General features: G+C 60.6%; 24 protein-coding genes, 1 tRNA gene and 2 pseudogenes. 9 read left to right on the top strand and 18 right to left on the bottom strand.

Annotated features, from left to right (window positions below):
- Positions 1-63: 63 nt before the first annotated feature.
- Complete coding sequence (locus ACOY6C_RS01810; RefSeq protein ID WP_420903766.1) at positions 64-651, bottom strand: D-sedoheptulose-7-phosphate isomerase; 588 nt, start codon at positions 649-651, stop codon at positions 64-66.
- 41 nt (positions 652-692) lie between these two features.
- Positions 693-1,256 (bottom strand): D-glycero-alpha-D-manno-heptose-1,7-bisphosphate 7-phosphatase, encoded by a 564-nt coding sequence (locus ACOY6C_RS01805; RefSeq protein ID WP_420903765.1) that lies wholly within the window; start codon positions 1,254-1,256, stop codon positions 693-695.
- A gap of 355 nt (positions 1,257-1,611) precedes the next feature.
- Between ACOY6C_RS01805 and ACOY6C_RS01800 the strand changes: the two genes are divergently transcribed.
- The 4 genes from ACOY6C_RS01800 to ACOY6C_RS01785 all read left to right on the top strand — a co-directional run bounded on the left by ACOY6C_RS01800 (position 1,612) and on the right by ACOY6C_RS01785 (position 6,550).
- Entirely contained in the window at positions 1,612-2,388 is a 777-nt protein-coding gene (locus ACOY6C_RS01800; protein WP_420903764.1) for a sensor histidine kinase, read from the top strand.
- A 160-nt stretch (positions 2,389-2,548) separates the two neighbouring features.
- Positions 2,549-4,909: a methyl-accepting chemotaxis protein gene (locus ACOY6C_RS01795; protein WP_420903763.1), complete on the top strand. Its 2,361-nt coding sequence runs from the start codon at positions 2,549-2,551 to the stop codon at positions 4,907-4,909.
- Positions 4,910-4,969: 60 nt separating this feature from the next.
- On the top strand, positions 4,970-5,278 hold the full coding sequence (locus tag ACOY6C_RS01790) for a two-CW domain-containing protein (RefSeq protein ID WP_420903762.1): 309 nt from the start codon (positions 4,970-4,972) through the stop codon (positions 5,276-5,278).
- A 246-nt stretch (positions 5,279-5,524) separates the two neighbouring features.
- Positions 5,525-6,550, top strand: a complete 1,026-nt coding sequence (locus tag ACOY6C_RS01785) for a GGDEF domain-containing protein (RefSeq protein WP_420903761.1) — start codon at positions 5,525-5,527, stop codon at positions 6,548-6,550.
- 115 nt (positions 6,551-6,665) lie between these two features.
- Here ACOY6C_RS01785 and ACOY6C_RS01780 read toward each other — a convergent pair whose 3' ends face one another.
- Positions 6,666-7,523 carry a tetratricopeptide repeat protein gene (locus ACOY6C_RS01780; protein ID WP_420903760.1) on the bottom strand — a complete coding sequence of 286 codons (858 nt, stop codon included), beginning with the start codon at positions 7,521-7,523 and terminating at the stop codon, positions 6,666-6,668.
- Between the two features lie 31 nt (positions 7,524-7,554).
- Positions 7,555-8,379: a glutamate racemase gene (gene murI, locus ACOY6C_RS01775; RefSeq protein ID WP_420903759.1), complete on the bottom strand. Its 825-nt coding sequence runs from the start codon at positions 8,377-8,379 to the stop codon at positions 7,555-7,557.
- Positions 8,380-8,452: 73 nt separating this feature from the next.
- Here murI and ACOY6C_RS01770 point away from each other — a divergent pair.
- Positions 8,453-8,537 (top strand) — tRNA-Leu (locus ACOY6C_RS01770).
- A 314-nt stretch (positions 8,538-8,851) separates the two neighbouring features.
- On the opposite strand, the gene ACOY6C_RS01765 is transcribed toward ACOY6C_RS01770, so the two are convergent.
- Positions 8,852-9,487 (bottom strand): TetR family transcriptional regulator, encoded by a 636-nt coding sequence (locus tag ACOY6C_RS01765; protein ID WP_420903758.1) that lies wholly within the window; start codon positions 9,485-9,487, stop codon positions 8,852-8,854.
- 235 nt (positions 9,488-9,722) lie between these two features.
- Here ACOY6C_RS01765 and ACOY6C_RS01760 point away from each other — a divergent pair, with 235 nt between their 5' ends.
- Together ACOY6C_RS01760 and ACOY6C_RS01755 are read left to right on the top strand one after the other, a co-directional pair.
- The gene (locus ACOY6C_RS01760) at positions 9,723-10,409 is read left to right on the top strand and encodes a Bax inhibitor-1/YccA family protein (protein WP_420903757.1); all 687 of its coding nucleotides are present in this window, start codon (positions 9,723-9,725) and stop codon (positions 10,407-10,409) included.
- Complete coding sequence (locus ACOY6C_RS01755) at positions 10,402-10,977, top strand: L,D-transpeptidase family protein (RefSeq protein ID WP_420903756.1); 576 nt, start codon at positions 10,402-10,404, stop codon at positions 10,975-10,977. Before ACOY6C_RS01760 ends, ACOY6C_RS01755 begins: the two co-directional genes overlap by 8 nt.
- Positions 10,978-10,998: 21 nt before the next feature.
- On the opposite strand, the gene larB is transcribed toward ACOY6C_RS01755, so the two are convergent.
- The 13 genes and pseudogenes from larB to ACOY6C_RS01690 form a co-directional block, all read right to left on the bottom strand.
- Positions 10,999-11,760 carry a nickel pincer cofactor biosynthesis protein LarB gene (gene larB, locus ACOY6C_RS01750; protein WP_420903755.1) on the bottom strand — a complete coding sequence of 254 codons (762 nt, stop codon included), beginning with the start codon at positions 11,758-11,760 and terminating at the stop codon, positions 10,999-11,001.
- A gap of 195 nt (positions 11,761-11,955) precedes the next feature.
- Entirely contained in the window at positions 11,956-12,246 is a 291-nt protein-coding gene (locus tag ACOY6C_RS01745) for an addiction module antidote protein (protein WP_420903754.1), read from the bottom strand.
- 2 nt (positions 12,247-12,248) lie between these two features.
- Positions 12,249-12,498: pseudogene (locus ACOY6C_RS01740) on the bottom strand (type II toxin-antitoxin system RelE/ParE family toxin).
- Positions 12,499-12,750: 252 nt separating this feature from the next.
- Positions 12,751-13,143, bottom strand: a complete 393-nt coding sequence (locus ACOY6C_RS01735; RefSeq protein ID WP_420903753.1) for a transposase — start codon at positions 13,141-13,143, stop codon at positions 12,751-12,753.
- Positions 13,144-13,950: 807 nt separating this feature from the next.
- On the bottom strand, positions 13,951-14,232 hold the full coding sequence (locus tag ACOY6C_RS01730; RefSeq protein WP_420903752.1) for a hypothetical protein: 282 nt from the start codon (positions 14,230-14,232) through the stop codon (positions 13,951-13,953).
- Complete coding sequence (locus ACOY6C_RS01725) at positions 14,229-14,630, bottom strand: HEPN domain-containing protein (protein WP_420903751.1); 402 nt, start codon at positions 14,628-14,630, stop codon at positions 14,229-14,231. Before ACOY6C_RS01725 ends, ACOY6C_RS01730 begins: the two co-directional genes overlap by 4 nt.
- Positions 14,617-14,946 carry a nucleotidyltransferase domain-containing protein gene (locus ACOY6C_RS01720; RefSeq protein ID WP_420903750.1) on the bottom strand — a complete coding sequence of 110 codons (330 nt, stop codon included), beginning with the start codon at positions 14,944-14,946 and terminating at the stop codon, positions 14,617-14,619. The genes ACOY6C_RS01725 and ACOY6C_RS01720 overlap by 14 nt, the downstream gene beginning before the upstream one ends.
- A complete protein-coding gene (locus ACOY6C_RS01715) occupies positions 14,943-15,815 on the bottom strand; it encodes an AbiJ-NTD4 domain-containing protein (protein ID WP_420903749.1) in 873 nt (290 codons plus the stop codon). The genes ACOY6C_RS01720 and ACOY6C_RS01715 overlap by 4 nt, the downstream gene beginning before the upstream one ends.
- Before the next feature lie 3 nt (positions 15,816-15,818).
- Positions 15,819-16,115 (bottom strand): restriction endonuclease subunit S domain-containing protein, encoded by a 297-nt coding sequence (locus tag ACOY6C_RS01710; RefSeq protein WP_420903748.1) that lies wholly within the window; start codon positions 16,113-16,115, stop codon positions 15,819-15,821.
- Positions 16,116-16,471: 356 nt separating this feature from the next.
- Complete coding sequence (gene larC / locus ACOY6C_RS01705) at positions 16,472-17,698, bottom strand: nickel pincer cofactor biosynthesis protein LarC (RefSeq protein WP_420903747.1); 1,227 nt, start codon at positions 17,696-17,698, stop codon at positions 16,472-16,474.
- A 13-nt stretch (positions 17,699-17,711) separates the two neighbouring features.
- Positions 17,712-18,506 (bottom strand): flagellar biosynthetic protein FliR, encoded by a 795-nt coding sequence (fliR, locus tag ACOY6C_RS01700; RefSeq protein ID WP_420903746.1) that lies wholly within the window; start codon positions 18,504-18,506, stop codon positions 17,712-17,714.
- A 20-nt stretch (positions 18,507-18,526) separates the two neighbouring features.
- A pseudogene (fliQ, locus tag ACOY6C_RS01695) lies at positions 18,527-18,817 on the bottom strand (flagellar biosynthesis protein FliQ); the annotation flags it as partial.
- 70 nt (positions 18,818-18,887) lie between these two features.
- A complete protein-coding gene (locus tag ACOY6C_RS01690) occupies positions 18,888-20,021 on the bottom strand; it encodes an AI-2E family transporter (protein ID WP_420903745.1) in 1,134 nt (377 codons plus the stop codon).
- A 68-nt stretch (positions 20,022-20,089) separates the two neighbouring features.
- Between ACOY6C_RS01690 and ACOY6C_RS01685 the strand changes: the two genes are divergently transcribed.
- Positions 20,090-20,773, top strand: coding sequence for a hypothetical protein (locus ACOY6C_RS01685; protein ID WP_420903744.1), 684 nt, complete (start codon positions 20,090-20,092; stop codon positions 20,771-20,773).
- 328 nt (positions 20,774-21,101) lie between these two features.
- The gene (locus ACOY6C_RS01680) at positions 21,102-21,722 is read left to right on the top strand and encodes a hypothetical protein (protein ID WP_420903743.1); all 621 of its coding nucleotides are present in this window, start codon (positions 21,102-21,104) and stop codon (positions 21,720-21,722) included.
- The last annotated feature ends 183 nt before the right edge of the window (positions 21,723-21,905 follow it).

Here is a 21,905-nt window from a genome sequence, read left to right as displayed (position 1 = left end):
TTCATGAAACTAGGGGAACCCCATCCCCGCCGGGGTTCCCCACGCGGTCCGGAATGGCCCTGCTCAACGCGGGAAAAGGGTGCGCTCCACCAGCGCGCAGAGGATATGGCCGATCATGATGTGGCTCTCCTGGATGCGGGTGGTCTCCGAGGAGGGGACGCGGATGCAGTCGCACAGGGTGTAGAGTTTGCCGCCCGCCTGGCCGGTCAGACCCACGCAGGTCACGTCGCGACGCCGGGCCACCTCCACCGCAGCCAGGATGTTCGGGCTGTTGCCGCTGGTGGTGATCGGGATGAAAAGATCCCCCTCCCGCGCCAGGGCATCGAGTTCGCGCGCGAACACCTGCTCGTAGCCGTAGTCGTTGCCGATGGCGCTGATCGCCGAACTGTTGGTGCCCAGGGCCATCGAAGCCACCGGCGCCCGATCGTAGCAGAGACGCGCGGTGAACTCGGCGCTCAGATGCTGGGCATCGGCGAAGCTGCCGCCGTTGCCGGCGAAGAGGATCTTGCCGCCTCCCTTGAGGGAGGCCACGCAGTCGCTGGCCAGGGACTCGATCTGACCGATGAGGGTGAAATCGCGCAGAATGGCGCTCTTGACGCGCATCGAGGCTTCGATCTCGGCGCGAATCCGTTCCGTCCATGGGGTACTCATCTTCTCAACTCCTGTTAAGGTATCCGACATTTCCGAGCAACTCACATCAACCAGGGGATCGCGTCGCGCGGGCTGGCGATCACCGGACAAGGGGGATCCTCCGGAGCACGCTCCGCAGGATGGACCAACAGCAGGGCGCGTCCCACCCCAGCCGCCGCCGCGGCCTGGATGTCGCTCAACCGGTCACCGACCAGGAGCGATCCGCCCAGATCGAGATTCAGCTCCCGGGCGGCCTGAAGGATCATCCCCGCTCCCGGCTTGCGGGAGGGATCCTCGCGCCGGTACGGACCGATCCCCTTCGTGGGATGGAACGGGCTGAAATAAACCGCGTCGATGCGGCTCCCCTCGCGTTCGAAGGCGGCGCGCATCCAGTCGGTGAGGGCGTGGAAGCGGCTTTCCGTGTAGTAGCCGCGGGCGATGCCGGACTGGTTGGTCACCACCACCACCCGATGGCCGAGCCGACAGGCGGCGCGGGTCAGATCGAAAATCCCGTCGATGAAATCGAACCGCTCCTCTTGATGAACATAGCCGTGATCGATGTTGATCACCCCATCCCGGTCCAGAAACAACGCCCTGGCGGCATCCGGCCTGCATGGGGGGGCCACGACCGGGGCATCCGGCCCTCGGGTGGGGTCCATCGCTGGGATATGGGGGGATTCAGGCTCTGTCATGGTGGCGCGCGTCCCATCGTCCGACCTCGCGAACGCTTACGTCCGCCCTGGCGGGACGATTAAGGTAAATTATCACATCCAGCCCTGGAGCGTCAATTTTCTCACAACCTCTTCCTGGGATTTTTCCAGCCCCATCCTCGCAGCTTTCATACCGAAACCGGCCCGCGAGGCGCGTCACAACACACGGAGCGGCCCTTTGGCACCGTACTCGCATTCTCTACCCGGATCACCACCCTTATCCCGGCGCCCGACCCCCGTCGTCCACGCCGCACCCCAAGCTGAAGGCCCCATGCCCAACATCCCCACCGAGCCGATCCCGTCCAGCGACCCTCCGCCCCCATCGGACGACCCCCCCTGTCCGCCCCAGGCCGAAATCCACTGTCTGGCCGCCGTCAGCCACGAGCTGCGCACCGCGCTCAACGTCATCCTCGGCCTGGCGGATCTGCTGCAACAGACGGATGATCTCCAGAAGGCGCGCCGTCAAGCCTCGATGATCCACGACTCTGGACTGGTGATGCACGCCCTCCTCGACGACATGCTCGAATACAGCCTGCTGGCCAGCGGCGCGGCGCGACCACGACCCGAACCCTTTTCGCCAGAAATGCTGCTGGCCGAACTGTACGACACCTTCGCCATCCAGGCCCGTGCCGCAGGGAGCGATTTTCTCACCCCGCCACCCGCCACCCTCCCGGAACGTCTGCATGGCGACGCGCTCCATGCGCGTCACGCCCTCGCCCGCCTCCTCGAACTGGCCCTGAAACTGGCCCCGCGCGGCGAAATCCACGCAGATTTCCATTTCACCCCGATCAAGGCCCAAACCTCCCTGCTACGCGGCACCATCCGCGCCTCGGGATGCCTTCTCAACGAACTCCAATGCAAAAGCCTCTTCAAACCGTTGCGCGCCCACGCCGACGCCCTGCCCAGACTCCCCAACCCACCCGGTTTCGGACCGGCCATCGCCAGGGCGTGGATCCGGCTGCTGGGTGGAACCTTGAAGGTGCGATGCACGCCGTCGGAATTGTCAACATTTAATTTCGAAATACCTTTTTCTCAACACCATCATTGACATCTGTCGTCAATTTGTCTAATATGGTTATTCAAGTCATCAATGACTTATCCATCCTTGTCCGAAACGATCCACGATCGAGCCGGCATAGAATCAAATGTCGATCCGTGACGAACCCAATCGTCATGCGCACCCAAAAAAACACCATCGGATCTCCACCGTGAAACTCCCGCTCGTCGATCACATCCGCCAGTCGGTCAGTCGCAAAATCCTGCTCTTGACCGGCACGGTCGGCACCCTCGCCCTGCTGCTCCTGGGCGGCATCCAGCTCCATCTCATGCACCAGGCGCTGATGGAAGAAAACCGCAACGCCATCGGTCGCATCGCCGAAACCGCCACCCAGGGGCTCCAGGCCATCATGCTGGCCGGCCAGGCCAGCATGGCCCACGATTACCTGGACCGGCTCAAGCATGTGGAAGGGCTGGAGACCCTGCGCATCTTCCGCGTCAACGGCAGCGAGGCGTTCCGTCCCGAAACCGAAGGGATGCCCCTCGATCCGATGCTCAAGGCCCCATTCCAGCAGACCCTCGCCGATCAGAAGACCCTGCTGCTCGACGTCACCGGTCCGAACGGCATCGGACGCACCACCATCCTGGCGCCGATCCCCAACCACGAACCGTGTCAGGCCTGTCACGGCACGCAACACCCCCTGCGCGGGGTATTCCTGTTGTCCGTGTCGCGTCAGGCCAGCGAAAACCGGGTCGCCGAGGCGCGCGCCATCGCCCTGCTGCTCATGGCCGGGGCCATTCCTCTGCTGATCCTGGTGATCCATCTGGTTCTGGGCCGCAGCGTGCAACGCCCCCTGGCCCTGCTGCGCGAGGCGATCACCCGCATCGCCGACGGCGATCTCACCCACCTGATCCCCGTCCCGGACGGCAAGGTGGATGATCTGGGACGCATCGCCCGAGACTTCAACGCCATGACCATCCGCTTTCGGGATACCATCCGCCAGGTCTTCCTGCAAACCCACTCCATGGCCGCCTGCATCACCGATCTGACCGACGTGCGCGACATGCTCTCCAAGGACTCGCAACACAGTTTTCGCCTCGCCGATCAGACCGCCCGGGATCACCACCTGGTGGAACGGCAGGTGTCGGCCATCCAGGAGGCCATCCAACAGGCCACCGAACAGGTGGGCACCATGTCGGCGGCCACCGAGGAGCTTTCGGCCAACATCACCTCCATCGCCTCGAGCGCCGAACAGGCCAGCCACAACATCCACGCCATGTCGGACGCGGCGGAACACATCCTGGCCAACGTGGCGGATGTCAACCGGAACCTCTCCCAGGTGGATGGTTCGATCGCCGCGGTGGCCGACGCGATCGGCGCGGTGACCGGCTCGATCGACGCGGTGCGTCAACGTTGTCTGGATGCCGGCTCCCAATCCCGCCAGGCCAACGAAAAGGCCCAGGGCACCCAGGAAATCATGTCCCGGCTGGCCCACTCCGCCCAACAGATCGATCAGGTGCTGGAGTTGATCAACGACATCGCCAACCAGACCAACATGCTGGCCCTCAACGCCTCGATCGAATCCGCCGGGGCCGGGGACGCCGGCAAGGGGTTCGCGGTGGTGGCCAACGAGGTCAAGGATCTGGCGCGCCGCACCGGCGAGGCGACCCGTCTGATCGCCGACAAGATCCTCGAGATCCAGGCCCACACCCAGGAGGTGGCCCTGGCCAATCAGGAGATCGCCGGCGCCATCGAACGGATCGATCAATCCAACCTGGAGATCACCGATGCGGTGGACGAACAACTGCTGCGGGTCACGGAGATCTCGGAGGCGATTCTGGCGGTCTCATCGGCCTCCCGCGAGGTGACCGGCTCTTCCGCCGAACTCGACGGCGGCGCGCGCGACATCGTGCGTTCGGCCCAGGAGGCGGCTCTCGGCGCCTCGGACGTGGCCCGCGCGGCGGAAGAGGCCTCCTCTGCCGCCACGCTGCTGGCGCGCCAGGGCGAAGCGATCCACGCCGCATCCCTGGAGGTGGTCCGTTCCGCCGCCCAGGCCGCCTCGGCCACCACCAGCGCCAACCACAAGGTGGACGAAATCTCCCGGACCGCCTGCCTGGTCAACGGCACCATCCATCACGTCTCCCTGCTCATCGATTCGGTGGCGGTGCCGGGTCGCAAACTCGAACATTCGGTGCGCGATCTCACCTTGCATCCCGAACCCTTCCCGGTGGAAAAGATCAAGAATGCCCACCTCAAATGGCTCGGAAAACTGGAAAACGTCATTCGCGGACGCAGCGACCTGAAACCCGAACAGGTGGCCAGCGGACGGGAGTGCGATTTCGGCAAGTGGTACTACAGCGACGGCGCCTCCCGCTTCGGCACGCTCGACATTTTCCATCAGGTGGGCGAAGTCCACCTGGAGGTCCACGAGGTGGCCCGCGAAACGGTCCGATTGGCAAGCCAGGGGGATGTCTCCGCCGCAGAGACAAAAATGACCGAATTCAACGCCATCAAGGACCGGCTGTTCGACCTGTTGGATCATCTGTACATGGAGGCCGCCGGCATGAGATGATTCCGCCGCCAGACCGGTCGCGGGAGTTGCCGGACACACCACGATGAGGGGGGGAAAATCATGGATCGCAAACAAAACTGCTGGGAGTTTTTCAACTGTGGCCGCAGCCGCCACGCACCCGATCAGGACGGAAGCTTCTGCCCGGTGAGCCTGATCGGCGCCTACGACGGCATCAACGGCGGACGCGACGCCGGTCGCGCCTGCTGGAACATCGAAGGCACCTTCTGCTCCTTTTCGGCCTGTGGAACCGGCGACGACCAACGCGGCACCTTTGATTTCAAGAAGGCGCAGTGTCAAAAATGCGCGTTCAAGGCCCTGGTCATCCAGGAAGAGGGCGAGACCTTCCAGGAGAAAAAACGGTTCGATTGAGCTGTTCAGCTTTCCAAGGATGCGATAACCCGGCAATTGCTGCCGGTTCATCCTGCCTCTCCCCTGGCGGCCCACCGTGGCAGGGCAACCTTGTTTTTCAAGTCTTATCAAAATTCTACTCCATACCTGAAACGATCCGGAAAATTGGCACGAACTTGGCTTCAAGCCAAATGAACAGCCGATCATCCGGACGGAAGGTTCCGTTCGGCACCCTGGCATGCGTTGTCACGAGTCTGGAGCCACCCCATGGGAATCAGCATTTCACTGGAAAACCGCCGCAAGGCGATGATCAATCCGGCGCTTTTCGCCAAGCAACCGCGCGCCCTGATCGAGGAGATCGAGGAGTATCGCAAGGAGACCGAACGGCTTGGACGGATCTACGATCTGCACCGACAGCTCGGCATGTCCCTGGATCTGGACTCCATGATCGAGGCCATCTCCCGCTGGCTGGTGCCGGTGATGCCCCACAATCTGGTGGCCTATCGCCGCTTCGACCGCCGCATCCACACCGCCTGCTCGAGTCACGGGCCGGACCGGCAGGCGCTGCGGGAGATCGCCCAGGAACTGATGCGGCACCCCTTGAACGAAAAACGCTCCGGTTGTCTGACCACCGTGGCGCGGTATTACCACCTGTGGCCCCTGGATCCGAACGGTCACGACTGTCTGCTGGTGATCCACGAGTGCGCCGAACTCTCCTCCGCGCCGTTCGATCATCTGGAGGCCGAGGTGCTCGAAGAGCTGCGCGGTCCGCTGGAGCGGGCGCTGGCGTATGAGGATCTGTATGATCAGGCGCGACGCGACAGCTTGACCGGGTTGGTCAACCGCCGGGTCTTCGAGGAGCGCTCCGCCCTGGAGATGGCGCATGCCAACCGCCACGGCAATCCGCTGGTCCTGGCCTGTCTGGACCTGGACCATTTCAAGGCGATCAACGATCGCATGGGACATGGCGAGGGGGATGTGGTCTTGCAGAAGGTGTCGAAGACCTTTGCGCGCATCGTGCGCGATTCGGATCTGTTGGCGCGGGTGGGCGGGGACGAGTTTGCCATGATCCTGCCCAGCACCACGCTCGAGAATGCCAATCTGCTCATGGAACGTCTGTGCAAGGCAGTGCGGGAGCTGAACATCCGCGCGCCGGAGGCGGCGCCCCTCGGGGTGAGCGTCGGGTTGTCGCTCTGGAAACCGGAGCACGCCACCCTGGAGGCGTGGTGGCAGAGCGCCGACGCGGCCCTCTATCGCGCCAAGGCGTCGGGCCGGTCGCAGGTCTGTTGCTGATCCGCGCTCCCGGAGTCTGTTTCTGACCGGATGGAGTCGAGGGCCCCTCCCCCTCGATTCCGAAACCGACCGCGCCCGCCATGCGGAGCGCGTCCGCCGAATCGACCGCCCCCCGCTACGCGAACAACAGCGCGGAGAGTTTCTGTCGATAACTCCGAATCAACGGATGGCCCGGCCCCAACAAATCAAACACCCGCAGCAGGGCCCTGCGTCCCGCGTCATCCCCGTGACTCCGATCGCGACGCACCACCTCCAGGAAACAGTCCATCCCCTCGGCATACTGTTCACGGGCCACCAAGGCCTCCCCCAACGCCATGCGCGCCTCCGGATCCTCCGGAGATTCGGCCACCCGCGCCCGCAGGACATCCAGATCCGCCTCCGCAACACCAAAGGCCAACCGGGCGATCAGGGTTTTGGCCTCGACCCGCTCGCGATCCTTGGGCTTCAGACGCTCCAGGGCCGTCCGTGCGCCCTCCGGATCACCCGACTCCAGAGCCACCCGTGCCATGCCCAACAGCGCCTCCGCATGAGCGCCATCCAACTCCAACGCCTGACGATAGAGATCCGCCGCCCGATCCCAGGCATTCGCCGCCTCGGCGGAACGTCCCGCCCCAGCCAGTTTGTCCGCCTCGCCGGGCAACGCCTGATCCAGGAAACGCCTGACCTGCGACTCGGGCAGGGCGCCGGTGAACTCATCCACCACCTCCCCATCTACGAACAACTTCACCGCCGGAATCCCCCGCACCCCATGGCGGCGCGCCAACTCCGGATCGCGATCCGCATCGATCCTGGCCAGTTGGAACCTGCCATCCATCTCCACGGCCAGTTTCTCCAGAATCGGCCCCAGGGTGCGACACGGACCACACCAACTGGCCCAAAAATCCACCAGCACCGGCACGCTCCGGGAACCCTCCAACACGTCGCGCTCGAAGGAGGCGCCATCCACATCGCGGATCCACATCGACTCAGACATCCTTATTTCTCTCCCATCCTTGTTGCATCGATCACAAATCCACCATCTCCACCGCATCGACGGCAATGCCGGAGATGAAACGGGTCGCCGTCTCCTTGAAACGATCCGCCACGTCGGTCACCAGAAACGCCAGCCTTTGTGTCGCGCCACGGGGCGCAGGCGCGATTTCTCCCCCCAGATGCCGACGCAACTCCTCAGCCACCGCCGCCGACGAGTCGATCAAGGTCACGCCCGCCCCCATGGTCTCGGCAATCACCCCCTTCAAGACCGGATAGTGGGTACACCCCAAGATCAACGCATCGAGCCTCTGGGTAAAAAGCGGCGTCAGGGTGTCGGTGACGATCATGCGTACCGCCGGATGGTCCACCCACCCCTCCTCGACCAGCGGCACGAAAAGCGGACAGGCCAGGGAGATCACCTGGATGGCGGAATCGAGCATGGCCAGATGATAGGGGTAGGCGCCGCTGGCCACGGTGGAACGGGTGCCGATCACCCCGACCCGTGGCGCCCGATTCCCACCACCCAGGGTGGCCGCGGCGCGACAACCGGGCTCGATCACGCCGATCACCGGCACCGGACTCTGGGCGCGCAGCGCCGCCAACCCCAACGCGGAGGCGGTGTTGCAGGCCACCACCAGCCCCTTGACCCCGCGTCGCAACAGGCAGTCGGCCACCTGGAGGGTATAGCGCTCCACGGTGCGCGCCGACTTGGTGCCATAGGGAACCCGTGCCGTATCACCGAGATACAGAAAACTCTCCTCAGGAAATCGCCGCGCCACGGCCTCAAGCACGGTCAACCCTCCCACCCCGGAATCGAACAGACCGATCGGTCGTTCGTCGTACCGCTGATTGTCCATCCACCCTCATCCCAACCGAAAACAATGAAAACCATTGCCAAACATGAAAGCCTCTGCTAGGCTTGAAAGTCAAGCGGATATGGTGGAATTGGTAGACACGCTGTCTTGAGGGGGCAGTGGTTAGCGCCGTGCCGGTTCAAATCCGGCTATCCGCACCAATTTTTTCGTTCGGGATCAACTCCGGACGAACAAAATGGCACACAAAGCCAGACGGGTCAAACCGACTGGCTTTTTTGTTGCCCAAGCCCCCGACAAACCCCTGCTCACCTTGACCCGTGCCGTCTCATGCATTCTCATGGAAAGCTCCCGTCGCTCAACAGGTGTGACCGAGCCGCCCGAATCGATCCGGCACCATTTGGCCGCGCGCCCCGCCAATCACCACCGAAAAAAAAGGCCTTGGATACGCTCCAAGGCCCTGTGCCAAAAAACAGCTTTTCACGTCATCCGCACACGACGTTCCCCACCAACCGCGCTATCCCCCGGCGCCGACCCCAAGACGGAAGAACTCCCAGGAGTCGCTCAGATCCGTGGTCGGCGTAACCGTGAAACCGCTGATCACGAAACGCAGGGTCGCGGCCTGGATCAAACCCACGAAGAAGTCCGCAGCAGCATCCAGGGCCAGGGACGCGGAGACCTCCCCGGCATCCCGGGCATCGTTCAGGATGGTTCTGATCAGCCGGACATACTCCCGCACGATGCGGCTCATCACCTGGCTCTCCGCCGGGGTCATCACCCCCTCGACGAGAAAGATCCGACACAGACCCGGATGCTCGGCGAAAAATTTCAGGTGATACTCCAACAACAGCCGCAAACGGGACAAGGGCGAGACATCCGTCGGGATCTTGTCGGAAAAGTGGAAGAGATGATCCTTTAAATAGTCGGTCAGGGCCTGAAAGATGGCATCCTTGCCCGAAAAATGACGATAGAGCGCGGCCTCGGAGAGTCCCACCTGGGCTGCCAGTTCGGCGGTGGTGACCCGACGGTTGCCCTGTTCCAGCAGGGTCATGACCGCACGCAGAATCTCCAGGCGTCTCTCCGGGCGACGACGACGGTCCACCTTGAGGGGTTCACGATTCAAACCAGCGGCACGATCATCATCGAGGGACATGCGAATCTCCAGAACCCATTGAAAAATGAAACATTCACAAACGGTTGTTCATTGTATTGAACACCATCCGGCCTCGCATCCCCCTGACAACCATCATGACACACTTCCTGCATATTTTGCAATTCAATTGCACGTCAAAATGCTTCATGCTAGGATTGACAATCGATGAAGGCATGATCATATCCATGAATGCATTCACAAAACAGCACCCAAACCGACCCCCGGAGATCCAACCATGTACAACGAACCCAAATATCCCATCCAAGACTCCCCCTGGGGCAGCGCCATCCAGGTCAAACCCTACAGCGAAGCGGAGGTCACCACCTACCTCAAGCAGGTCTATGCCATGCTGGCCGCCAGCCTCATCGTCGCCGTGGCCGCCGGCTATATCGGAATGACCCTGCCCTTTGCCCGCGAACACCCCTTCGTGCTGCTCTTCATGATGTTCGGCGCCATGTTCCTGGCCTTCAAGGTGCAAAACGCCGCCACCCTCTTTCTGTTCACCGGCATCTCCGGACTCTCCCTCGGCCCGGTGATCACCCACTACGTCGGCGCCGGCATGGCCGGGGTGGTCGGACAGGCCGCCTTCCTCACCGGAGCCATCTTCTCCGGTCTGTCGGTCTACTCCCTGAGCACCAAACGCGACCTGTCGATGATGAGTGGCATGCTCTTCGCCGGGCTGATCATCGTGGTGATCGGTGGACTGATCAACCTGTTCGTGCAATCCTCGGCCATGGCCTTCGGTTTGTCCGCCATCGGCTCGGTGATCTTCGCCGGCTACATCCTGTTCGAGACCCAGCAGCTCAAGGAAAACCCCTGGGCCGTCTCCCCCTCGGTGGCCGCGCTCTCGATGTATCTGAACATCGTCAACCTCTTCACCAGCCTGTTGCGTCTGCTCGGCCTGATGGGAGGCGATGAGTAAGTCGCTGGCCCGGATCCGGAATCGTTTGCGCATGGCGGGCTGGGATGGCATCCAGTCCGCCATCGTCGTTTTCGGAGGCGCGCAACGGTTGCGGTTGCTCGGGCGACTCGACGCGCACGGTCGCACCCTGCCGAAACCCGCCAGGCGGATCTGGCCGGTCTCGACCGGGCTTACCGGCTTCGGATGCCAACAGGATAGCGGTCGCACCCCCACGGGAATGCATCGGATCGGGGCGATGATCGGCGCGGACGCGCCGTTGGGAATGGTTTTCAAAAGCCGTCAGGCCACCGGCGAGATCGTCTCACCGGGTGTGAGGCGGGAGGGGGATTTCATCACCAGCCGGATTCTCTGGCTCGAGGGGCTGGAACCCGGCCACAACCAGGGTCCAGGCCTCGATTCACGGGAACGCTACATCTACATCCACGGCACCCCGCATGCAGCCCGGCTCGGCACGCCAGCCTCGGCGGGCTGCGTGCGCATGCGCGACACCCATGTGGCGCGTCTGTTCAAGAAGGTCGGAACCGGCACCCTGGTCTATATCCTGCCCCCGGAAAAACCGGGACGGTGATTCCCAGCCCGGACCTCCGACTCACAACCGGTTGATCAGCCCGGCCACATAACCGGCCCCGAAACCGTTGTCGATGTTGACCACCGTGACGTTGGCCGCGCAGCTGTTGAGCATGCCCAACAGCGCGGTCAGCCCCCCGAAGGCCGCCCCGTAGCCCGCCGAGGTCGGCACCGCGATCACCGGCTTGTTCACCAGACCGCCCACCACCGACGGCAAGGCCCCCTCCATGCCCGCCACCACCACGAAAACCCGCGCGGTGCGCAACAGTTCGTCCGCGGCCAGCAGCCGATGCAACCCGGCCACCCCGGCATCGAAATGGGTCTGGACCCGCGCTCCCATCAACCGGGCCACCAGCGCCGCCTCGCGGGCCACCCCGATGTCGCTGGTCCCGGCGCACAACACCCCGACCAGTCCGCGCGGCTCCCGCACCTCGCACCCGACGCGAAACAGGCAGTCGGTGCCCGGCTCGCGGGTCAACGCCGGAAAGCGTATCTTCAGCCGTCGGATGCGCTTGGAGGTCAAGCGGGTGATCAACAGGGGCTCCCCGCCGGACAGCGCCCGCTCGACAATCGCCTCCAGATGGGCGAACCGCTTGCCCTGCGCCAGAATCACCTCGGGAAAACCATGGCGCGCCGCCCGTTGCGTATCGAGTCGCGCCACCACCTCCCCATCCTGGTGACACAAAGCCACCGGAAACCCGCTCAACTGGCGCGACGCCTCCTCCACCGTCATCCGGCCCGCAGCCACCTCGACCAACAGTGCGTGAATCCGCTCAGAAGTCATATCTGCCTAACAGTCGCTGCAACATATTGATATCATATAGATTTTTTTAGTACATCTTTTGCCTGCCAACGATCATACCTACAATGGCTTCAGAAATTTTCATTTCATCAAGTTCCCAACGCCATTTTGATGGTCACGACGGCGGTTGCAGCCAGGGGAAACGTTCGCAATGTCGGTGCCGGTTGACAGGATATCTCAAGCAGGGGGTGTGACTGCATGGAGTCTGAACCCCAAAGCCCGCACCACCTTCATGATGGTTGCGAACTCCGGGTTCCCCTCGGAGGAGAGCGCGCGATACAGTCCCTCCCTGGAAATGCCGGTTTCCCGCGCCAATTGACTCATGCCGCGCGCCCGTGCAATGACACCCAATGCATGCGCGATCAGGGGCGAGTCACCCTCCTCAAGGCAGGCATCCAGATACATGGCCATCTCGTCATCGGTTTTTAAGAATTCGGCGGTATCGTACCGGGAAAAAGTCTCGACCATGGTCATCCCCTCCACTCTTTCGCAATGATCACGGCGCGCTCGATGTCCGCATCCTGGCTGGTTTTGTCACCACCGGCCAGCAAGATCACCATCACCTGTTCGCGCTGCACAAAATAAACACGGTAGCCTGGTCCGTAATCAATACGCATTTCCGAAATTCCATCTCGAACCGGTTTGACATCTCCGAAATTGCCCAATCTGGCCCGGTCAATTTCGAACATGAATCCGCATGGCCGCCCTCCGATCCTTCAACCCGGAAAGCCAGGCTTAAAACGTTGCGCTTTGGATAATCGCGTACATGATCCAATTGTAACCTATAGATTACAGTGCGGCAACAAGGAAACCATTGAAGTAGCCCCAATCGTGAGCCCCCCGAAAGAACCCCGTTCGCATTTTGCGCCTGCTTCCCGCCCGACGAGTCCTTGGACGAACTTTTCGCCCTGAGGGCGAGTCAGGAACCAAACGAGCCGCTTTTTGCCGCCAAACGAGGGGATTCCCTCCTCATTACGCCGCTATTGGGAGCATTTCCGGCGATTTCTCCGGCATTCGGGCGCAACTGTAGCGCATGAATCGCTTGAGGTTGCAGGCCAGGGCCTTCATTGTCGCCGCAAATGTGACCCGCAACAGACCCCGCGTCCAGACTTTCCCCAACCCGTGGGCCGTCTTGAGTTCCGCGTTGAGCGATTCGATCCCGGCGCGGATGGCATACGCCTTCTTGAACGGTTCGCTCTCCTCCCGCGCCCGGCTGAAGGCCGTGGCGATGTCGCGGGGATGGACCCGAAGTCGTCCGCCCTGCCGTCCCGCCGGGCAATCCGCCGCCAGAGGACAAGCCGCACAACGCGCCGGATCGAACTGCAGATTGCGGGTTCGTCCGTCCTTGCCGAGCCGACTCCGCACGGGCGCCGCCCCTTCGGGACAGGCCACCACCCGATACTTGCTTCAGGTCCAACTCGAAATGCCCCAAGCACGATGCCGTCCGGATCCCCTTTGCCGGGCGTAGGGGCCACCAGGTCCACACCTTGTTGAGCTGCCGCAAGCAGGTTGTCACCGCTGTTGTAGGCCGTATCGGCGAACATCTTCTCCGGCGCGATTTCCCGCTCCACCAAATCGTCCAGGGCGGGGATCAGGGCGTGCTGGTCGCTCTTGTGCGCCGGCTCCACCTCGATGCGGGTGATCACCTGAACCGGGTTGTCCGCCCCGCAGGTCTCGCTCAACTGCGCCTGATAGCCCACCCCCTTGTGTCCGTCATAGCTGGCCTCTGGATCGAACGGGCTTTGCAGGCTGTCCGAGGCGATCTCCTTGCCCTCTTTCAGAATGGCGGCTTCCCCTTCGATCCGGCACTGCTCGGACAACAGCCTTTCCAACAAGGCGAACTCGGGCAACGCCGCTACCGCAGCCTCTTCCCGAAATCGTCCCACCAAAAACCACAAGTCCGCCGCTGCCGTCTCCAGACGCCGCCGACCCTCGCTGGACTTGGCGTCAGCGAACCGACCAATCCGCTCCCCATAACGCTTGCGGATCTCCTCCGGCAGTGCCTCGCACCGCTCTGGAAACAACTGCGACAGGGCTCCCAGAAAATGCTCCAGCGTCCGGGTGAACAGCCCCAGCCGGGTCAGATTGGCCATGTTCGAGTGAAAATGGGGCGAGTCATGCCTCTGCTGGCCAGTCTCCAACCCAAGGGAATCGATGATCCCCTTCGTCACCTCATCGAAGGTCTCCCCCACCGCCTCCGATTTCAACACCCGCGCCCGAAACAACTCCAGCGTCCGCAACGATACGCCCGTCTTCTCCAACGTGTCGAACCGGAACGAGCCCATCAACGCCTCGTCGGTCAGATCGAACATCTCCTTCAGCACCGACAAGGACACCAGAATGGCCACTGGCGTAGGCGACCATGCGTGCTTCCGCCTCCTGGAAGAAGAACCGATCCAATTCGGGGATCGGTTCTTGGTCATCCGGGGTGTTCTGGAGATCGTCGCTGGTCATGGCGACTCCTCCCATGCAGGCAGTTGGCGCACATGGTCGAGAAACTGTGCCACCAGCGCCGTGGTTACGGCCCGGTCGATCTCTTCGTCAAAGTCTGGATAGGCATCATAACGAAAGGTAATGGCGAAGTCGGTATAATCCAACAAGGGGAGGAATGGCTCCGGCACGGTGCCCCCCGCCTTGTCGAGGAGAGAATTCAGTTCCAGGAGGTCGTGTTTTTTGGGGAACCTGGCATTGCGCAAGCAAAGCCAGGCCTTCAACCCCTTCTCAACGGCCTGCTGGACGTGGAACCCGAAGATTTCCACATCGAAACTTCCAGGATCGCCCATCGCCGCCAGCGCACGGAGATCCTTGTCCGCCATGAGCAGATAGGATTTTGCCTGGTCACGGTCGCTCATAAAGGAGTCTCCCTTCCTGAATGGCATGGGTGATGATGTGATTGGCCGAGTGTTGCCAACGCGCCACCTCCTCCCGACTGTAAAGCAGGATATCCTTGGGAAGGGGGAAGGATGCCAGCTTTCGGCGAATCTTCTGCAACTCTTTCCATCGACTGCGCTCCTGAAAGCCATCCTCCACCACCACCAAGAGGTCAATGTCCGAATCATCGTTGGTATCGCCCCGGGCGTGGGAACCGAACAGGACGATCCGCTCCGGGTGGACGGTTTCCACGATCGAGGCGCTCATGGCGGCCAAGTCGGCATCGGTGATGCTCATAGGGATCCACTCCTAGCTCTCAGCAACAGGACAATCATCGACAGCATACGGAAAAACAGATAATCAATCTGCCTGGGATCGCTGATCTCTTCCTTGCCCTGCTCATGGTGGCGGATCTGATAGGCGTTGCCAATCCTGGTCAACATCCGGGCTTCTTCTTCCAATAATTGGCGAAACACCTGGGTAGAGCTGGCCTTATCGAGGAGATTGGTAATCTGGGCTTCCTTGTCCTTGCCTTCTTCCAGGGTTTTCAGGCGTTCCCATGCATCCCACAGACGTTCAAGTCCTTCTTTTCGGACTCGGGGATCTCGGTTGAGGATTTTAGACTTGGCGTCATTCAGCAGATCGTCGAAGCCCGTTTCATTCCCGGAACGGGCGGAATCGAGGAGATGACCCAACTCAGGGGACAGGGTGCGCACAATGCCACCATCGGGTTGAAGGCGGTAGACGATGCCATTTCGTTCAAAGATCCTGTTGATCTGCTCAAGAAATGCTTGCTGGCCATCTTTGCGGTTAAATGTCAGATGGTGATGTCGATAATAATCATGATATTCATCTTTTGTTAGAGAACAAACACACCGAAAACAGAATTGGATTAAATCGAGAATATCAAGCGTTTCAGGTTTTTCTGTATTAATGTCGTCTGGAAGCTTTGGAATTTCAGCATGGCACACTTCCCAGAAACGGACTGAGTTTGTTCCAATTATTGCAGAAGAAGAATCATCACAATTTTGAGGGAAATCTTGCCCGAACCCACCCTGATCAATCAAAGAATTGATATACCCAGAAATACCATACCATACCCGGTCAGAGATATCCTCTCTGGATTCTTCCGTCTTACCTCGTTCTTGGTCTGAAAAGTATTCCATGGACTACAACTCCCGCCAGAAGGCGCGTTGGGTGAGGGAACCAAAAAGATCAGAGGATTCCCTTTCTAAATTTCCGAGCTTCTGCTGCTCGTTCTTCCATCGTTCAACACGGTTCAGGAACGCAAGCTGTACGCTTAATGGAGGCAAAAGAACTGGGAATCCACTTAGCTGCGTCTTGTTGATCGAGGCGATACCCGTGGTTTGTTTTGCGGACATCAAGAAAGAGTCCACCGAAAGAACCCCGTTCGCATTTTGCGCCTGCTTTCCGCCCGACGAGTCCTTGGACGAACTTTTCGCCATGAGGGCGAGTCAGGAACCAAACGAGCCGCTTTTTGCCGCCAAACGAGGGGATTTCCCCCTCATTACGCCGCTATTGGGAGCATTTCCGGCGATTTTTCCGGCATTCGGGCGCAACTGTCCGGCAGAGCCTCGCACCGCTCTGGAAACAACTGCGAGGGCTCCCAGAAAATGCTCCAGCGTCCGGGTGAACAGCCCCAGCCGGGTCAGATTGGCCCTGTTCGAGCGAAAATGGGGCGAGTCATGCCTCTGCTGGCCAGTCTCCAACCCAAGGGAATCGATGATCCCCTTCGTCACCTCATCGAAGGTCTCCCCCACCGCCTCCGACGCCGCGACTTTTTTCAGGGGACTCAAGTCAGTCAGAAGTCATAGGATTTGAACTCGACCACCGGCGCCAGTTGCTCCCCCGCCGCCTCGGCCAGAAAGGGCATCAGGTGCTGCTGGGCCTGGGAGAGCGACCACCCCTGACGCCGGGCGAGCATGGCCAGATCCTCGTGTTCCACCCGCCAGATGCCGGCAGCCTCCTTGGCGCGGACCGTGCCCCACGGAGTTTTCAAAATCCGCTCCTCGCGCGGCAGCACATAACGATCCATCAACGCCACGCGCACCCCGAGGGTGGTGGTGTTGGCCAGGATGACCCGGGCCAGGCTCTCCTCATCCCCCGGTGCGGCCACCACCTCCAGGCGCACTCCCGGTCGTCCCTTCTTCATGGTCACGGGAATCAGCGCCACATCCAGCGCCCTGGCTTGAAACAACAGCTCCCACAAGGAGCCATACCACTCCGGATTCATGTCGTCGATGTGCGCGGAAAGCACCGCCACCCGTTCCCGGTCCATGTCCGTGATCGGGGAGGTCGTCTCTTCGTCGCCGTCGCAGATCAACACCCGCATCAGATTGGCGCGACCGGGCAGATCGCGACTTCCCAGACCATATCCGACCCGATCGATGCGCGGGAGATCGGGCGCTCCGTAACGCTCCGCCAGGGCAACCAGGATCGCCGCTCCGGTCGGGGTGACCAGTTCGGCCTCGACGGGATCGGCGCGCAGCGGGGCCTGATGGCGTTTCAAGAGTTCGATCACCGCCGGAGCCGGAATCGGCATGCGTCCATGGGCGCACTGCACCGAACCCGAACCGGTCGGCACCGCCGAGGCGGTGATGCGCGTGGCGCCCATCTTCCAGACCGCGAAGGCCGCGCCCACGATGTCCAGGATGGCATCGACCGCGCCCACCTCGTGAAAATGGACCTGATCGACCGGGATCCCATGGACCACGGCTTCGGCCTCGGCGAGCTTGACGAAAATTTTCTCAGCCAGCGCCTTGACCGGATCCGGAAGTTCGGCGCCCCGAATCAGACCGAGAATCGCCGGCAGTTGTCTCTGTTGCTCGTGCTCCTGGGAGAGACGGATCGCGGCGTGGATGCCGCGCACCCCGCCACGTCGTCCGCGCTTGAGATCCAGCGTCCAACCCGGCAGTCCGAGGGTGGCCAGTGCCGCGCGCAACGACTTGGGTTCCAGCCCCGCGTCCAGGCAGGCCGCCATGAACATGTTGCCGGAAATCCCCGCCTCCAGATCCAGATGCATCCGCATGGTCGTTATCGAATCACAATTTCAGGACGTGAAGGGCTGCGGTGATGAAGGACTCCATCTCGGAGACCATGACCTGCCCAAAGATGGTCATGGTCAGCCCCATGACGACGAATCCGATGATCTGGGCGATCGGCATGGCCACGAAGAAGACCTGAATCTGCGGCGAGGCGCGGTTGATCAGGCCCATGCCCAGATACAACAGCTTGGTGGTGCCGATGACCGGCGCGGCGATGATCAGGGCCAGCTTGAACATGCGCACCATCATCTCCACGCCGCCGCGCAAAAGATCCTCGGTATGCGGCAGGCCGGTACCGAGCGGCAGGGTGGCAAACGAACGCGCGATCCCCTCGACCATCAGGTGATGACCATTGAAGCCCAGAAAAAGCATCAATGCGGTCATGTACAGGATGTTGGAGAGCACGCCCTCCTGGACCCCGGAGGTGGGATCCATGACCATGGCCATGGAGAGGCCCATCTGGAATCCCATCAGTCCGCCGGCCACCTGCACGGCCACCAGCACCCAATGGATCAGCATGCCGAAGACCGCGCCGATGATCACCTCGGTGATGGCGGCCCAGCCCATGGCCACGATGCTCCCCTTGCCTTCGCCACCCCAGGGGGGCACCAGCGGATAGATCACCACGGTCAGGGCGATGAGCAGCAACGCCTTGATGCGGCTCGGGCCGACGCTGCGCGAAAAGAGCGGCGCGGCCAGAAACAGGCCGGTGAGGCGCGAGAAGATCAGAAGCAGCCGTTCGATCTCGCCCGTGGAGAGGCCGAAGAGATCCAAAAGGGCCGTGGGTTCCATGGAATGGTTCTCTCTCCGGCTCACAGCACCATGCGTGGGATGGTGTCGAAGAGTTTGGCGAAGTAATCCATGAGGGTTTCCATCATCCACGGCAGGGTGAGCGAAAGGGCGAAAAAGGTGGCCAGAATTTTGGGGATGAAGGTGAGGGTCATCTCCTGGATCTGGGTGACCGACTGGAACAGGGAGATGACGATACCCACCACCAGGGCGGTCAGGAGCATGGGCGCGGAGATCAGCAGCGCGATCTTCAAGGCATCGTTCACCAGTTCCAGAACCGTGGTCACAGGCATGGGAGAGCTGCTCCGATAGGAATTGACAAGGTATGACGGTCGTTCATCATGTTAGCCCAATCCAAAACCCATGCCAAGCGTGATGGGTGGCTCAGGTGCGATCCAGTTTTTCCGCGTGGATCATCTCGTAGACCTCGAAGACCGAGATGGCCATGGCCGCCAGGATCGGTCCGAAGAAAAGCCCCAGGATGCCGAACTGGATCAGACCGCCGAAGGTCGAAAGCACGGTGAAGAGGGTATAGTCGAGCACATGCAGTTCCCCGTTTCCGGCCTCTTTCTGTTGATTGGCCAGCCAGCCCATCAGGATCGGACGGGTGATGTTGTCGATGAGGAATCCGGTCACGAGCGCGCCCCACAGCGCCAGAAAGAGCGCCTGGCCCGGATGGCCGTGCAGAAAGAGCACATAGGCGGTCGGGGCCCACACCACCACCCCGCCCACCACCGGGATGAAGGAGGAAGCGGCGATCGCCACCCCCAGGTAGAACCACGGCAGTCCCATGAAAGCGGTCACCAGCGAAAACGACACCCCCTGCAAGAACGCCACCCCCACGATGGTGGTGGTCAAAACCGTGGCCAGGGCGGTGAAACGACCGAAGAGAATATCGTCGTAGTGGTTGGAAAGCGGGGAGAGGATTTTCAGATGCCGGGCCAGGCGTGGCCCATCCCGATAAAAGAAAAAGAGCGCGAAAACCACCAGGAGCAGCGAGGCGAAGAAGGCCAGGCCGTTGTTGGTGATTCCCTTGAAGAGGGTCAGGAGCACCAGGCCGATCCCCTTGCCCACCTGGACGTGATTGTCGCCGATCCAGCCGATCAGCTCTTCGCGGGGATACTCCGGGATCGGCAGGGCCGAGAGCAGGCGACGCAGCTCCACGGTCAACGCCTCGGGGGTGGCGAATCCCGCGAACCACTCCTGGATATCGCGGGAGAGGGTGCCGGCCTTCACGGTGGTGGCCACCAGCAGATACAAAATCGGACTCACCACCAAAAAAAACATCAAAACAGTCATGAAAAGCGCGGCGCGATCCGATTCATTAGGCATGCGGGCCAAAATCCGCCGATGGAGCGGATAGGTCGAGGCCGCCAGCAGGGCCGCAAGAAACAATCCGGGCAAAAACGGGGAGAAGAGCCACCCCATGCCGCCAATGGCCAGAACCAGAAGGGTCAACAGAAACCCTTCCTGATAGGGATGGCCCGTGGTCGTCATGGGGGATTCGGTTTTATCCATCGTTGTCGATCACTATTTGCATGCGCAAAGCATGTCGAGGACGCTTACCCAGACGCAAGGAGAAGACCATGAAACTGTTTTATTCCCTCTGTTTGGCCCTGTTGCTCGTGGCCGTGCCGCTGACCGCCGCATGGAGCGACGAACCCGGCCCGGCAACGCCCAAGGCAAACAAAGCCGAGGCCGCCAAGGGCAAGGAGGCTGCTCGCGCCGCCCAGGCCAGGAAAGACAAAGAGCATGTGCGTCAGGTGGTCCTCGCCAAGAAGCAACAGCGCATGGCCAAGGCCCAAGTCGCCAAGCGTCCCACCGACAAGACCATGGACCTCAAGGCCAAAACCAAGACCAAGCCGGACGCCAAGGCCGCCGCCAGGAAAAACGCCCGGAAGCCCACGCAGACCGCGCGCAAACCCGGCGGCGCGCCCGGACCCCTCGGCATCCGCACCTGGACCTATCCGGAGTCCAACGAGGCGCGCACCAAGAAGCTCAACGAACTGGCCGGCCACATTCGCGCCGCCGAAAATGCCTATGATGCCGAAAACGCCAAATATCAGAAGCTCTTGAAATCAAGCAAGGAGCAGGCCAAGCCGACCGCCAAGGCCGGGAGCACCCCGGATCCCAAGGCCGCCCCGTCTCCGGACATGCAACTGGCCGCATCCCAGCAGCGCCTCACCGAGATCATGCAGAAGCTCGACTCCCTGCATCATCACCGCGGCGAAGTGGCGGACATCGTGTTCTTGAAGACCGTGAAGAACTGATCCCGCCTGTTTGGGGATGCGTTGGTTTGACTGTTGAAAAAGAAGAGAGAGTCTGGGAGATTCCTCTCCCAGGGTTGTGCTGCTGACGTTGACTTTAGCGCGCTCTTCTCAAAAAAGCATTTTTCGCGCTCTTTGCGAAAAATGCGCCGCGCGCAGCCTTCGCGAGCGTCGTTTCCGGTTTTTGGAAACGACGCTCGTATCTTGCACAAAAGGCTTGCGGAACATGACGCTTCACCAAGATGGCTGCTTTACATTGATTGCTCAATTTGCATAATAATACTTGATAAGTACAATTTAAATTATATTTATCATTTATAGGGGTTCCCCAATGGACCAAACATGGATCAGTAGAATTTTTACGATTATCAGTACTCTGCTCGGATCCGGCATAACCTGGGGCAAAGAGTGGCATTTACAAAAAAGATCTCAAGACCGTGATGCGCATTATTTGGCGGTACGGGTCATTTGTGTCCTGGATCAGTTTGCATCGGACTGTTGTGCTGTTGCCTGTGATGATGGGATATGGGATCCCCAGGAAAATCCAGATCCTCAAGGCAGACTTTTCGAAAAAGTAAAAGAGCCAGAGTCGATTCTTCTTCCAGACGATGTGAATTGGAAAAGTATTGACAACACAATCCTACACAAAACACTTAGCTTACCATTCAAATTAAAACGTGTTAAAAAACTGGTTAACGAACAAACAGAGTACGCAATTTATGATGATGGATATTTGTTGTTCCAAACAAGGCAATACGAATATGCGTGTCTAGGGCTTGATGTGATCGAGACTACTGAAAAACTAAAATCAATATACAAAATACCTTACTCAGATGATTTTGATCTTTCAGCTTTAAAAAAATCTCTGATCGAAATAAAATCAAGCTGTGAGCAGAAAAAAAATCTCGCCAACAGGATCATTCTTGAATCTGAATCGAACGAAACGATTTAAGCATAATAAAAATATCACCTCTCTATAACATTCAACCAGCCACCCCTTAGACGCACGCCTTCCGTTTCCCAAGCCAGGAATTTATCTTGCTCCCAATGCAAATGAGCCTGAGTAGTCGCTAAAAAACGGCGACGACTCGGGCCAAAGGCGGCGCGCGCTTGCGCCATTTTTCGCAAAAAACGC

It is taken from the genome of Candidatus Magnetaquiglobus chichijimensis (assembly GCF_045865675.1).
GTDB classification, from domain to species: domain Bacteria; phylum Pseudomonadota; class Magnetococcia; order Magnetococcales; family Magnetaquicoccaceae; genus Magnetaquiglobus; species Magnetaquiglobus chichijimensis.
The sequence above is the reverse complement of the archived record's forward strand: the minus strand, read 5'-3'. Positions and strand labels throughout refer to the sequence as shown.